The sequence below is a fragment of the Candidatus Profftia lariciata genome (assembly GCF_020541265.1).
GTDB lineage: Bacteria > Pseudomonadota > Gammaproteobacteria > Enterobacterales > Enterobacteriaceae > Profftia > Profftia lariciata.
Window position 1 is genome coordinate 1,082,626 of sequence record NZ_CP045925.1, and the last position, 16,516, is coordinate 1,099,141.

General features: G+C 22.3%; 10 protein-coding genes. 3 read left to right on the forward strand and 7 right to left on the reverse strand.

Annotation, left to right across the window (positions count from 1 at the left end):
- Positions 1–181 precede the first annotated feature (181 nt).
- The 3 genes from GII40_RS02830 (at position 182) to pgpA (ending at position 2,645) form a co-directional block, all read left to right on the forward strand.
- Entirely contained in the window at positions 182–340 is a 159-nt protein-coding gene (locus GII40_RS02830) for a hypothetical protein (protein WP_226813322.1), read from the forward strand.
- Between the two features lie 327 nt (positions 341–667).
- The gene (gene nusB / locus GII40_RS02835) at positions 668–1,087 is read left to right on the forward strand and encodes a transcription antitermination factor NusB (protein WP_226813323.1); all 420 of its coding nucleotides are present in this window, start codon (positions 668–670) and stop codon (positions 1,085–1,087) included.
- 1,081 nt (positions 1,088–2,168) lie between these two features.
- Positions 2,169–2,645, forward strand: coding sequence for a phosphatidylglycerophosphatase A (pgpA, locus tag GII40_RS02840; protein ID WP_239022572.1), 477 nt, complete (start codon positions 2,169–2,171; stop codon positions 2,643–2,645).
- 2,105 nt (positions 2,646–4,750) lie between these two features.
- Here the strand turns inward: pgpA and der are convergent.
- The 7 genes from der to ndk form a co-directional block, all read right to left on the reverse strand.
- Positions 4,751–6,244: a ribosome biogenesis GTPase Der gene (gene der, locus GII40_RS02845; protein ID WP_226813324.1), complete on the reverse strand. Its 1,494-nt coding sequence runs from the start codon at positions 6,242–6,244 to the stop codon at positions 4,751–4,753.
- A 283-nt stretch (positions 6,245–6,527) separates the two neighbouring features.
- Positions 6,528–7,703: an outer membrane protein assembly factor BamB gene (gene bamB / locus GII40_RS02850; protein ID WP_226813325.1), complete on the reverse strand. Its 1,176-nt coding sequence runs from the start codon at positions 7,701–7,703 to the stop codon at positions 6,528–6,530.
- Positions 7,704–8,281: 578 nt separating this feature from the next.
- A complete protein-coding gene (gene hisS, locus GII40_RS02855; protein ID WP_226813326.1) occupies positions 8,282–9,556 on the reverse strand; it encodes a histidine--tRNA ligase in 1,275 nt (424 codons plus the stop codon).
- A 129-nt stretch (positions 9,557–9,685) separates the two neighbouring features.
- The gene (ispG, locus tag GII40_RS02860) at positions 9,686–10,810 is read right to left on the reverse strand and encodes a flavodoxin-dependent (E)-4-hydroxy-3-methylbut-2-enyl-diphosphate synthase (RefSeq protein ID WP_226813327.1); all 1,125 of its coding nucleotides are present in this window, start codon (positions 10,808–10,810) and stop codon (positions 9,686–9,688) included.
- 648 nt (positions 10,811–11,458) lie between these two features.
- A complete protein-coding gene (gene rodZ / locus GII40_RS02865; RefSeq protein ID WP_226813328.1) occupies positions 11,459–11,986 on the reverse strand; it encodes a cytoskeleton protein RodZ in 528 nt (175 codons plus the stop codon).
- 608 nt (positions 11,987–12,594) lie between these two features.
- A complete protein-coding gene (gene rlmN / locus GII40_RS02870) occupies positions 12,595–13,731 on the reverse strand; it encodes a dual-specificity RNA methyltransferase RlmN (RefSeq protein ID WP_226813646.1) in 1,137 nt (378 codons plus the stop codon).
- Between the two features lie 779 nt (positions 13,732–14,510).
- Positions 14,511–14,942, reverse strand: a complete 432-nt coding sequence (ndk, locus tag GII40_RS02875; protein WP_226813329.1) for a nucleoside-diphosphate kinase — start codon at positions 14,940–14,942, stop codon at positions 14,511–14,513.
- Between the last annotated feature and the right edge of the window lie 1,574 nt (positions 14,943–16,516).

The following is a 16,516-nucleotide window of genomic DNA, read 5'->3' on the forward strand; positions in this document are numbered from 1 at the left end:
AGTTATTACTTTAAAGATAAGTAATCTTTATAAGATATAATAAATATTATTTTTTATAATCTAGTTTTATCTAGCTTATTTCTTCATTCAATCGATACATATAATCATTACAAAGAACAATTATAATATTATTTTAATAATTCAATTTATAGTATATTTAATATACAAAATTAAAAATTTTATGAAGATTACTGAAAGCATTACAATTACGTCATATGCTAATATGGCAGTTGCTATCGCTCGTTTTAATAATATTATTGATAATAACTTACTTAATAGTGCACTTGATACTTTACAACGTATTGTACAAGTTGCCGATGAAAATATGACTATAGTTTGAGTTCCTTTGCTTATTCACTACTATTAGCAGTGTATGTATTAATTAATACTAATCAATATAATACAATTATTGTTTTTAGAACAGTTATACGTGGTAAAATGGATCATTTTAAATGTATTACTAATTAATGTAGCGCGGATCTTACAAAAATTGCTATAAAAGTACTATGCCAATAGCATTTAGCATATTAACAACTAAAGTATTGAATAAGATATTGAGTGTATAGAAAATAAATATGACAATAAAGCTGCTGATGCTGCTCTAATCGCTTTAAAAAAGATTAGCATTATTAAATGCAATTACAACTTAATTGTTAAGGATACTCTTGTGAAACCTGTTGCTCGTCATCGTGCACGTGAATATGCTCTACAAGCACTTTATTCTTGGCAAGTATCTAAAAATGATATTACTGATATTGAGTGTCAATTTCTATCAGAACAAAATATTAAAGATTTTGATGTTAGTTACTTTCGTGATCTGTTGTTCGGAGTAGCTAATCATGCAAAATATCTAGATAATCTTATGATTCCTGTATTATCACGTCAACTGAAAGAATTAGGACAGATTGAAAGAGCTGTTTTACGTATTTCTTTGTTTGAATTAAGTAAGCGTATAGATATACCTTACAAAGTAGTAATTAATGAAGGTATTGAGCTAGCTAAAATGTTTGGTTCAGAAGATAGCTATAAATTTATCAATGGTGTACTTAATAAAATTGCTCTTATTATTCGTATCTCTACAAAATAAAATGTTTATTAAATTTTATCTAATAGATATATAGTACACAGTATTTACTGTAATAATTATTATACAAACTTATTTGTATTGCTTATTGTTATGCATTAAATATAAAAGGTATGAATATATTGACAATATATAATAGTATATGACCAGTTTTTTTAAAAAAACATTACTAAATAACTTATCTGAGTTATAAAATACTTTACGAAGTAAAACATGTTAGTAATATTATTTAATTATATTAATTTTATTAAAAATAATATTATTTACAATAAAGATTGTAGATTAGTTTTTTATATATTTGCTGTTCTTGATCTATTAATAATTATGAATGAAGATAAAAATTAGTTATGATATTGATGATATATAATATAATAGATATTACATTAACTTAAAATATTATTTATCAGCATCTATATTTTCTAAATTTATATAAATATATTTTAAGATGATAATTACTATAATTTTATTACATAATATGTATTATCTTTTTTGATTATTTTATACATGCGATAGGAGATATTATGTATAATCCATGAGCTTTTAATATACATATTTAATTAATATCTGTTATCTAGGTTTTATTAAAATAATTTATTATATTTAATATTGCTTGTATTATCTAATAAAATAAAGGTAAATAAAAAATATTAGTTAAATATCGTTACATATGAATAAATATATAAAATATCGGCTATATTATGTAGTTTTTGACTGCTAAATATTAAAGTAATAATTACGATATTTATATTATATAATATTTTTTAAGAAAATTATTATATTGTCATTGGTATATTAAATAATTATTATATATTGAATATTTATATTAATTTTTTATTATTTAATTAATATTTATAGTAGATGTTGCATTCATTCAGGGCATATATAAAATTTTACATTATTTTTTTGAAAAATCGAGCAATACATACTACAATAATAAGTTAATTATTGATCTTATTATTATATAAATATTTATAACATATTTTCCAAATATAATAATGATTAAATAAATATTATACATTTTAGAGATTAAATAATTTTAATTAAGATTAAAACAAATAACAAAAATGCTAAAAATCGTTTACACATGAATAATCTCTGGCATCTATTAGCCACTGGATTTGGTAGTGGATTAAGTTCAGTTATGCCAGGTACTATAGGATCTTTAGTATCTATCCCTTTTTGGTTATTACTTATACATTTACCATGGCAATTTTATTGGCTCAACGTAATATTAAGTATCTCTATAGGTTGCTATGCCTGTCAATATACAGCAAAAGATATACAAATTCACGATCATGCTAGTATAGTATGGGATGAATTCATTGGAATGTATATTGCATTAAGTATGCTACCAATAAATTGCTGGCAGTGGATATTAGGAGGTTTTTTAATTTTTCGTTTTTTGGATATATGGAAGCCGTGGCCTATTAGATGGTTTGATCGCAACTTATATGGAGGTATAGGAATAATATTAGATGATGTTATTGCTGGAATTTTTTCTGCTATAATTATTAATATTATTCATTATATTTTAGCATGTAATAATATTATTTCTTGCTAGATATAGTAACATATGAAATATTATTAAATAATATTTAGAAAAATTTTTAATAATTAATCATTAAGTATTATTAGTTAATAATATAATTTTTAATTTATATTAAATTGTTTTAAAATTTTAGACTTTTATATATAAATATCCATTATAAATAATAGTATTATAAAAATTTATAAAATAAATACTATTTATTAAAAATATTTTATAAAAATTTTACTAAAAATTATTTTTTATTAAAAAAAATATATAAATTTAATAAATTAAAATAATAAAATATCTAGTTTATTAAGATGCTTAATATTAAAATTAGGTACTAATTATTTTACAATAAATATTGTTATTGTAATATCTTTTATAGTATATAATCATTATATTAATTATAAAAATACTATAAAATTTTCCTTAATACTACTTACAATATATTATCAATATAAGTATATATTATAAAACTGTATTTTTATAATTAAAAATTATTTAAGATGTTTTTATAATAAGATATATAAAATATATATTATTAATTGAATGAATAAATAATATTTCTTATATATAGATCAGCAGAAATGGTTAATATACTTTTTTATAAAAATAAACTTTATTAAAATAAAAAATTTATACTTATTAATAATAGAGTATCTTTAATATCAAAATATCATGATTTTATATACAGTATACAAGGATTATATATGTATATTTAAAATAATACTTTTATATATAATATCTATAATATTCATTAATTATTTTATCTATATTAATAAAAATATTCAATATAATTAATGATCTTTTTAAAGATACAAAGATATTATCCAATATCTATATATTTACTATATCATTAAAATAATTGAATTATATGAACATAAGACATTTTATTATTTAGGACTATCAAATTTTAATTAAAATACTATCATTAATTAATATATATTATATAATTTATCTTAACTACAATAATCTTATAAAAATTAGTAAATAAATTAGAATGAAAGAGGATTGTTATATTTTATTATCTTTAATAATAGATAATATAAATTATATATTGTATATCTCATAGCTATATAATCAATAGAATAGTAGAGACATATATTTAATATATATCGTAATAGTTATTTAAGAAATAATAGATAATCAATATTTACGTTATATCTTTAAAATAGATATATTGCTTATTTATTTGAAAATAATTTTTTATCAAAAGTAATATATTACTTATATTCTCTTGTTACATTAAGAGAATTATATGTAAAATAAAAAATAATTGAAAATTAACATTATGTTTATATAAATATACTATATGTATTTATTTTATATAATTTAAGTAATTTTTTAAATAACTATATTTAACTATATGCATCGTTATTTATATAATAACCATATGATTGAAGTAATCATTGTAATAATATTATATAAGTTAAAATTTATTTTTATGTAAATTATTTCTATTAAAAAATAGAATTTAATGCATTTATTAATAATATAAATACTAATATTATTTATAGAATATATATTATAAATTATTATATATCTTAATTATTATCTCATACTAAATTTTATATAAAATATTATATTATTTATTTTAAATAAAAAATGAAGTCTAGCTATATATTACAATATAAAAATATATTATTAACAATCTATAACAAAAACTATATGAAATGATATATATTTTTATTGTTAAAAGAAAATATATTCGCCCTTAATATATATTATTGTAAGTACATAATTCTTTAGTAAAGAATAGCTTTCAGTGCTTATATTATAATATAGTAATTTTATTATTAACTTTATGATAATATATAGAATATAATTATTATCCTATTTATTTATAAAAAATAATGAAATTAAATATATATAAAATTTTTTTAAAAAATATATATTTATATATATTGTGATAAAGTATAGATCTATGACGTAATATTTATTTAAAAGTCATTAATTAAGAATGTATAGGTAAGCATTATTTTACATCAACTAATAATATACTTTATGATTTTTATATTTAACTCTTATCTACATTAAATAATAAATATTATAATTTATGTTATATCTATATAAGAAAATGTATATAACAAATTATTGAATACCTTATATTTTATTATTATATATAATTACTTATATTAATTCTTATTAATATAAGTCAACATACGTTTACGTTTGCGTAACTGATTGGGTCTTAATATATTACGTTTACTAGAATATGGATTATAATTTACTTTAAATTGAATGCGTATAGGAGTGCCAATTATTTTTAGTGAACTACGAAAGTAATTTACTAAATAACGTTCATAAGAAGATGTTAAATGTTGTAATTGATTACCATGAATAACGACTATTAAAGGATTATAACCACCAGCATGTGCATATTTTAATTTTATACGACGTCCTTGTACTAATGCAGGTTGATGAGCTTGTTGAGCCTTATTCATAATATTAGTAAGTAATGATGTACTAATATGTTGCGTAGCACAATCATAAGCTTCTTGAATATATTGAAATAAATCTTTTATACCTATACTATACAGTGCAGAAATAAAGTGAATACGCGCAAAATTTATAAAACCTAAACGTAACTCTAATATATTTTTAAAATTATTTTTAATATTTGCAGATAGAGAATCCCATTTATTTACTACAATAACTAACGAACGACCGCTATCAAGAATAATGCTTAATAAAGATAAATCTTGATCAGAAATACCATTTTGGGCATCAATAATTAATAATGCAACATTTGCATGTTCTATAGCTTGTATGGTTTTAATAATAGAAAATTTTTCAATAGTATTAATAATTTTTCCACGTTTACTTACACCAGCAGTATCAATCAGTATGTATTTATGTTTGTTATATACTATAGGTATATAAATACTATCACGTGTAGTGCCTGATGTATCATCAACTACAACACGCTTTTCACCTAATATACAATTAATTAATGTTGATTTTCCTACATTAGGACGCCCAACAATAACTATTTTTATTAATTTATCTTCTTTAAGGATACAATTATTTACTTTTTCTTTAATTATCTTTTTAACTTCTTTATCTTTTAGATTAATTAAATATTGAAAATTAACATCTTTTTTAGTCAATAAAGACTGTGTCTTATATTTAAATGTACTAAAAAATGGAACGAGTAATTCCGCAATTATTTGTCTAATACCATGACCATGCGATGCAGTAATAGCATAAGCTTTGCCAAAACCAAGTGAATAAAAATCACAAAGTGCAATATCAGGATCTATGCCATCTATTTTATTAGCTATTAAAACAGTCATTTTTTGAAGTCTACGTAGATTATTAGCAATAGAATAATCTGCAGGCATTAAACCAATTCTCGCATCAACTATAAATAACACTAGATCTGCTTCTTTAATAGCTAATAATGATTGTTCTACTATTTGTTCTCCAATACTATTTTTTGTGTTCTCAATGCCACCGGTATCTATTATAATATACTCATAATTGCTGACTATAGCACGACCATATATACGATCTCTAGTTAATCCTGGAAAATCTGCAACTAACGCATTACGAGTGTTTGTCAAACGATTAAATAAAGTAGATTTACCTACATTGGATCGTCCAACTAAGGTAATAACAGGTATCATAATTATAGCCTTTATAATCAGTTAATTAAATTTTTATGATCATAAAAATAAAATTTCTTAATTAATTTTTATATTTTTATATATAGTTTATAATAGTTATACTTTGTTTTATTTAAAGTTATAAATAGTATACTAGGAATGTTTTATTCATATATTCTATTTTAAAAAACCAAGAAATTACTCTTTTATGTAATCAATCATATACTATTCTATGTTTTTATTTATTTAAAAAACTAAGTTTTTTATTTTTTAATTAATAAGTTATTATAATATTGCATACTTATTAACTAGTAAACGCATATAATTGATTACTACTTGTTTGAATAATTACCTTATCATTTTTTGATAATACTACACTTAGTAAATGAGATTTTGCGACTCTTTGTTGTAAAATTAAAGCACCATTATTAATATTTAGAGCATGCAAATAACCTTCACTATCTCCCAAAACTAAATAATTATGATAAAGTACAGGTGTTGTTAAGTTACGATGTAATAGATGATTTTGTTGCCATAAAAATTTACCATTATTAGTGCTTAATGAGATTATACAATCATCTTGGTCAACTATATAAATACATTTTTCGTAAACAATAAAATCGTTTACGGAGCTAATTTTATATTGCCATTTTATCTGACCAGATTTTAAATCTAACGCAGATAAATTGCCATTATAACCTAAAGTATATACAATGTTATTAATTACAATAGGTGTATTATCTACATCGTTAATACGTTCAACATCTGTTGATCCAATTGATTCAGTAACGTACTGCTGCCAAATAATATGACCTTGTGGCAATAACACCGCACTAATACGTCCATTATCATTACCAATAATAGCAGCTCCATAAGCAATGGTAGGAGATGATTCACCACGTAATGTTATAGAAGGCATATCTAAATTAATAGTCCATTGAATTATACCATTAGCTTGATTAAGAGCTTGCAGCATACCATTGGTGGTATGAATTAAAACTAGATTATTACTAATAACTGGACGAGAAATTACTTCACCGGCTACCGTAGTTTGCCAAATTTTTGTACCATCTTTAGTATTTAATGCATAAACGATTGCACGTTCAGATCCTATAAAAATTTTATTATCAGACAAAGATATCATGCCAGATAATAAAGCAGGTTGATACGATAACCAATTATTTTTTTTTGCTAAATTAATAGACCATATTGTAGCACCATTATTTATATTAATTGCTTTTACTATACCAAAATGATCAGCAACATATATTATGTTATTATAGCAGATAGGACTAGGACGAAAATATAATTTATTAACATCATTATGAGAAATAAAAGTACTCCATGCCTTTGTTAATATAAATTCTTGTTTAATTTTCGGTAATGGTGACATATTTATGATGTTATTGTCACTTTTGAACATAGAACATCCACTCAAAATTATTACACATCCAAAAAAAAATTGTAAAATTGCATTCATATTCCTTTTAGTTAGATAATTTATTAAAATTGATATGTAATAAAGCATATAAGCAAGTAGAATAACTAAAATAAAATATATTATATTAGTATATATTTTATAGTATTTTTTAATAAAAAAATTTATTTAATATAATTAAATAAATTTTTTAGTATATTTCTAATTTATTTTATTTTAACTGTACATTGTTTAATGTGGATACCTTAAAAATTTAAGGTTTATATATAGCGTGATATATTATTTAAAATGAATATTGCTATTATTAGTAAAATGCTACTATAAATGATATTTTGCATAAACTTCAGTATTATGAAAGTAATATCATAATTAATTTTTAAAAAAATTATTTAGAAACTATTATTAATTATATTTCTAGTTAAGACTTAACCGATATTGTTATAAAATTTAGTAATATGTATAATATTTTTTATTATTTGTTAGTAACATCCAATACTAAATATAATGCATTATAATAATTTTTTTATTATTAATATCTTTCTTGATCGAATATGTTATATGATTAAATTTCTATACTCTTGCTACTAGAGTAATAATACTATTATTAATATACAGTGTCTTTATACTAAAATTGACGATAAAATTACAAAAATTTCTTCTTGTAAAATAATTTTCTGATCTCCACTATGTAAATTTTTAACATTAATTTGACCATTTTGTATTTCACGTTCACCTAAAATTAATGCTAATTTTGCTTTGTATTTATTTGCACGAGCAAACTGTTTCTTAAAGTTTCCGCTACCATAATGAGTCATTAATTTTATATATGGATATACATCACGAATTTTTTCAGCTAAACACATAGCAAAACTTTGAGTTCCTGTACCAAAATATATTAAATATACGTCAACTTCAAATTGCGGCTGAAAATTAGGATTTACTGTTTTTATTAATAAAGCTAAACGTTCTAACCCTATTGCACAACCAATTGCTGGTGTGGCATAACCTCCTAATTGAGACACTAAACTATCATAACGTCCTCCGGCACAAATAGCATTCTTTGTACCTACAAAATCAGTTACCCATTCAAAAACTGTACTATTATAATAGTCTAATCCTCGAACTAATCGATCATTGAAAATATATGTAATCCCAGCATTATCAAGTAATTTACATAACCTAGATAAATGTTTATGAGATTCTTGATCTAGATAGTCATGTATACTAGGTACGTCATTTAGTAATACTTGTACTTCTAATTTTTTATTATCTAGTATGCGCATTGGATTACTATAAATATTATTTATGCATTCTTTATCTAATTTATTTTTAATTTTCTCTAAATAAGCAATAAGAATATTACGATATTTTGCACGCACTTGTATAGAACCAATAGAATTAAGTTCTAGAGAAATATATTGAGATATCCCTAATGCTCGCCAAAAGCGAGCATTCATTAATATAATTTCAGCATCTATATCGGGTCCATAAAGACCAAAAACTTCAACACCTAATTGATGAAATGCGCGATAACGACCTTTTTGTGGACGTTCATGACGAAACATAGGGCCCATGTACCATAAACGTTGTTCTGATTTATATAGTAGACTGTGTTCAATACCAGCACGTACACAACTTGCAGTACCTTCAGGGCGAAGTGTTAGACTATCACCATTACGGTCATAAAAAGTATACATTTCTTTTGAGATAATATCAGTAACTTCACCAATAGCTCGCTTAAATAAAGTAGTATGTTCTATAATTGGCAAACGTATTTCGCTATAACCATAGCTAGTTAATATTTGTTTAAGCTTAGCTTCAATTAGCTGCCATAACATTGTATCTGCTGGCAACAAATCTTTCATACCACGAATAGCTTGTATATTTTTTGCCACGTTAAATCTCTATAATTATTTCATTTTTTAAAAATATAACATTAATAATATATGAATATTTATGTGCATACTATGTATTAATAATATAATATTTAATACATATTAATTATATTATAATATCTGCTTAAATTATTTTTTGTTATTTTTCTTTACTGCAATACATTGACTCATATCAATCATTAATGCTTTTTCACGAATTTTATTTTCTAATTGATCAATAATTTGATCATTATTAAAACGATACTTCTGACGTACACCATCCTCATATACGCCACTGTTATTGTATCCACCCGTCACACCAATTGTTGCGGATATTGCTTCACCAGGACCATTAACTATACAACCAATAATAGAAACATCCATTGGTGTAATAATATCTTCTAGACGTTTTTCTAATGTATTAACTGTACTAATAACATCAAATTCTTGTCGTGCACAAGTTGGACACGCAATAAAGTTAATGCCACGTGAACGAATATGCAATGCTTTAAGAATATCAAAACCAACCTTTACTTCTTCGATGGGATCTGCAGCTAATGAAATACGCAATGTATCACCAATACCTTCTGTTAATAGCATACCTAAACCAATAGCTGATTTTACTGATCCACTACGCATACCACCTGCTTCAGTAATTCCAAGATGTAAAGGTTGATCGATACGTTTAGCTAAAAGGCGATATGATTCTACTGCTATAAGAACATCTGATGATTTTACACTTATTTTAAACTTATCAAAATTCAGTTGCTCTAAAATATCAATATTACGCATAGCAGATTCTAATAATGCTTCTGATGTCAGTGAGCCAAATTTTTCCTGAATTTTTTTTTCAATAGATCCACTATTAATCCCAATACGAATAGGAATATTTTTATCACGAGCACAATCAACAACCAAACGGATACGAGATTTATTACCAATATTACCTGGATTAATGCGTAAACAATCTACTCCATAGTTTGCTACTTTCAGTGCAATTCGATAATCAAAATGAATATCAGCCACTAAAGGCACAGATACTTGCTTTTTAATAATCTTAAATGCTTCAGCTGCATCCATTGTTGGAACCGATATACGTACAATATCAACACCTACTTTTTCTAAAGAATGGATTTGTTTTAATGTAGCATCAATATCCGTTGTTTTAGTGTTTGTCATTGATTGCACAGCAATCGGAGCATTATCTCCTATAGGCACATTTCCAATATAAATTCTAGTTGATTTTCTCCTCTTAATTAAGGATTTATTATACATATTAACTCTCCATAAATATCGTATAATTAATAAAATAATAAACTTCAATCTTTAAAGATAATCAGATAAAAAAGAAATGCATACCGAAGATACTATGAAAATAAAACATGCAATAATTAACGTTATCAACTTGTTTAGCTATATTAACAATTATCATATTTTATGAAATTAATACTAGTAAATAACTTAATATGTAATATAAAAGTACTAAACAGGATAATATTGTAATATTTTTTAATATTAATAAGATTATCGTGATATAATTTTTACAGATATTAATGCATAATAATTTAATATTACAGAATATTATTTTATTTAATATAGAATAGATTTATTGATATGTATATAATTAATCAATTATTAATTGCTAATTTTATTTTTTAGTTAACAACAACAATTATAATACCCATTATTAAATGTAACTTTTTTAACATTATTAATGTTAACATAAGTTTAGTAAATTTTTTTATGCTTATTATTAATAATATAAATTATATTTTAAGTTTATAATAATGTTATGTAGAATTTATTTATTGTTTTTGATCATTACAGAATTAATAATTAAATGTTTAGATATTACCATTTATTGAATAATATAATTTGAATTAATCTAATAATATGACAACCTATTAATAGGTTACGTATGATTTATAGATAATAAAACTCTGTTAGTATTTTAATAAAATTTGATGGCTCTAATTTACTATGTTCTACTATTTGTGCAGAAGATTTTTTTACTATTTTTGCAATATCTTCTTGTTGTGATTTATGATTTTGCCACAACCAAGATCCAGTGATACCAAGAACAATAAATACTACTAACCAAGTAAACATTATTAACCAACTATCAGTTTTTTTATTTTTTTTACCTAGTGAAAACCTACGCATGGGTGCAATTGTCGTTACTTGCAATGGAATTTGTTGTTCTAAATATGATATTAAATTATCTTCTGATATATAAACAATTTTTGCATAAGAGCGAATATATCCACGTAAAAAAGTTGAAGATAAATCAATAGGAATATTATCTTCTTCTATATCACGTATAATCGAAATTTTTAGGCACAACTGTTCTGCAATATTCTTTTGTGTTAAACCTAATATTTCTCGACTTTGACGCAAAAGCTTCCCTATAGTAAATGGAATTGTTTGATCTTGAGAGACTTGAGTATTCATTAGTTAGGCATTACTATTACTTATTAAAATAATGAAAATAGAGCGACAGTGGGTACATACTATAATACTAAAATTTATTATGGCCCAATCTAACGCAACAAAATAATGTATAAGTTATAGTTATAGTTATAGTTATTAACATTAACTATATAGAATATATATTACAATATATTCATAATTATTCGTATAATTTTGTTTTTTTGTAAAAATTACAAAATAATTTGTATTAGTATATTCTTGTTACAATCAATATATAATAATTTATGGTAGTTTTAGTCTATTTTTTACAGAATATACACTTACAATTTTTTATTATTTTATCATAATTTTATTTATATTTACAATACAAAATATAAATATTATAAAATATTTTATTTATTATTATAATGATAGTAACATAACAATTATTTTATAATTAATTTTAAATAAAATAATATATTATTATTTTATTTCTTAATAATGTAAGAATTAGTTCTTTAACAACAATATATAGTATGTAATTAATATTTTTTTGAATTGTATTACCTTACTAATCTTGATTTTATATAAAACAGTACAAATTGCAAACCTTATTTTGATTTGAATCTTTATTTTTTAGCAAAAATTCATTAAATTGTCTTACTTACAATTATATCATCAGGTATGTTTTTATTCATAGTTCGTTTTGTTCGATCAATAACATAACCAGCTAGCTGTCCACAGGCAGCATTAATATCATTGCCACGTGTTTTACGAATAATAACGGTAAAACCATATTTCATTAAAACTTTAGAAAAACTATCTATACGACCATCAGAGCTACAAACATATGATGCACCTGAAAATGTATTCCATGGAATTAAATTAATTTTACATGGAGTATTTTTTAAACATTCTGCTAATTGATGAGCATGCTCTATATGATCATTTATATCATTTAACATAACATATTCAATTGTAACACGTCCTTGACTAGCATTTGTTTTTTTTAAATAATTACGTACAGCACTTAAAAAACTTTCTAAATTATATTTACGGTTAATTGGCATAATTGTATCCCGAATTTTGTCCGTAGGAGCATGTAAAGATATTGCCAGAGCAACATCAATCATACTACTTAATTTTTCTAGTGCAGGCACAATACCTGAGGTAGACACAACGATGCGACGCTTAGATAAACCAAAACCTAAGTCATCTAACATTATTTTAATAGCAGGCACTACATTATTAATGTTCAGCAAAGGTTCTCCCATGCCCATTATAACTATATTAGTAATGGGACGTTGTCCAGTAAGTTTTTGTGCTCCAATAGTTTTAGCTGCACGCCAAACTTGTCCAATTATTTCGGAGACACGTAGATTACGATTAAATCCTTGTTGCGCAGTAAAACAAAATTTACATTCCAATGCACAGCCAATTTGTGAAGATATACAAAGTGTAGCTCTTTTATTCTCAGGAATATAAATAGTTTCTATGAGTTGACTATCAAGCTGCAGTGTCCATTTAATAGTACCATCAGTAGAGTGCTGCTCTTGAGATATTAAAGGTGCATTAATTTCCGCAATATCATTGAGTTTATTACGCAATTTTTTATTAATATTAGTCATTTTATTAAAATCATTACAATAGTAATGATAAATCCATTTCATTACTTGATCAGCATGAAAAGATTTTTCAGATATTTTAATAAAAAAGTTGCGTAATCCTTGACGATCAAAATCAAGAAGGTTAATTTTCTTCGATTTATGAACTATTTTAGTATGCATAATATTAATTTGTGATTTAACAGGTACACTAAATGAATACAAAGTTAACCTAAACATCATAGATTTACATAGAATATATATTAAATGTATAATATATTGTTTAAATATTTAAACTATGACTGTATTATTAAAGTTAATTACTACAATAATGAATGTTATATTAACATCACGTTAATTTATTAATCAATAAAATATAAATATATTATTTATTCAATAAAGATTAAAATTATTGACAGCAATATTATAATAAGAAAAAATATATATGAATCATTATTATATTTAATAAAAACTATTGTAGTTCTGTGATATTAATATATTGCAAGTATCGCTACTGTTGCATATAAACGATATTTGTAGTATAAATTATTTATTTTGATTATAATCATATATCATTGCAAATGATCTATAATTAAAGATTTGTATAAAACTATACAATAGTTTTATATTTTTTTGATAATCAAATAATAGTTAGGAAATATAGTTATCTATTATCATAAATAGATAGTAACATATAGACTTGTCTTAAAAGAAATAATACATTAATTAATATTAGTAAAATTTATTTTATAATATTTTGCAAGATAATATGATAATTTAGTAAAATTGCTTGAGTAATATATTATTATTGATAGATTATTTTTTTAATGCACTCGTAAAGATCTTACAATATAATTTTATAATAAATTTATTATTTTTAATTTCTTGATTGTTTATGATGTATAAGATATTTCTTGTAAAGAATAAGTAATATTTATTAATTAATAGTATATATAATATAATTAATAATTACGTGGATGTATTGTATTTTTTGCAAAAAAATATTCTATTTCTCGTTTAGCAGATTTTATGGAATCAGAACCATGTACTACATTTTTAGTGCAATTTTCTCCATAATCAGAACGCAAAGTACCAGATAAGGCGCATGTAGGATTAGTTTCACCAATTATTTCACGATGACGACGTACGGCATTTTTCCCTTGTAATACTTGAACCATAATAGGTCCAGAAATCATATAATCTATTAAAGTATTAAAAAATGGACGAACTTTATGTTCAATATAGAAACCCTCAGCTTCTTTAAAGGTAAAATGAATCATTTTTGCTGCAATAATTTGTAATTTTGCAGCTTCAAAACGAGCATAAATAACACCAATGATATTTTTAGCTATTGCGCTAGGTTTTATTATAGAGCAAGTAGATTCTATTGTCATTTAAACCTCTGTTATTTTTATATATAGTAGTTATTACTACTTGATTAAATAATGAAAACGATATTAACTAGTAAAAGTTATCTTAATTAAGATTTTGTATAACTAATGTGCAACTTATTTAAATAAAATATTTTGTTATTCATTTTAATATTTTACTATACTATCATACTTGAAATTATGATATATGCAATTAAAATTTAATTTATTAATTATATATATCATTATTAAAAATATAATTTTTTAAAAGTTATATTTAATTAATTATTAATTATATTAAAACATATTATATATGTAATATATTATTTGTTTTACTAACATTGTTGTATTAATTTTAATATATAATTGTAGCATAAAATAAAAAATGAATTATCTACTACATTACTACTATGATTCTTATATAGTTTTTAGCATTTTAATCTTATTATAAAAGTATATTTTATTTTTTATAAAATAAATAGTGTTATATATTTATTTTAAATAATAATTATTATCTTATAATTAATGTTTAAATATATTATTTATCAATATGATACCTCATATAATAAAATATAGATACTTTATTAATTTGCTCTTTCAGCATATTAAATGCATTTACTTATTGTTTTTGATCTTAAAAGAATAAAATATTATATTATATTTTTAATGCTAATTGTATAAAATTATTGAATTATAAAACATAATAACATATATATTTTATATATTACATTTATACTAATAAATTTATGAAAAACATAAAATATTTAATTTTATAATAAATAAACTAATATTAGTTTAATAAAATTAAATATTATGAGAAATATAAAAAATTTTTACTTACTATTTTAATAGTAATTAATTTAGAATTAATATCATAACACAGATAAAATATTATAATTTTTTTCAAAAATTATTAGATAATATTTTATGTGCTTTTAATAAAAGTTACGTGTATTAGTGTAAATTTTTAATTTTTATTAATTTTATTTTTATTTAAGTAATATTAATTATTGTATAATAACTATTATTAATATATTCTTGTCTTAATAAATTTAGATTTTATAAGTTCTATTGACATCTATCATAAGATGATTTTATTTATGCGTAACTTTAGAAAAGTTTTTTCTGATTTTCTGTATACTACAAGCAAGATGAATATTACAAGGAAGAACAAAATTAATTTTATGTCTATTCATATATCCTGCATCAACTTTTATTTCTATTTGATTTCCTAAACTATAGATCTTACTAGAAGATCTACCTATTAAACTTTGTTTTGGTAATCAAAAAATAATAATCTTGATTTAATATCCATACATATATTAAACTATTAATAAATAAAAATATCAACGCACAAAGACACTAAAACTTATTACACTAAATATAAGACCTATAAAATTTTTGTCTATTTAATTTTTATAAAGTTATAATTGAATTAATCAATTACATTATGTGTCTCTTTATTCGCACGTCGTTCTGTCATTGCACATGGTTTGTCTATTAGATAGTTATTCTTTCTTGTAGTAAAAATTCTATTTTAGTCCATTTTAAGTGATTTTCACTAGAATTTTATTGCTAATAAATATTTAATAATATTA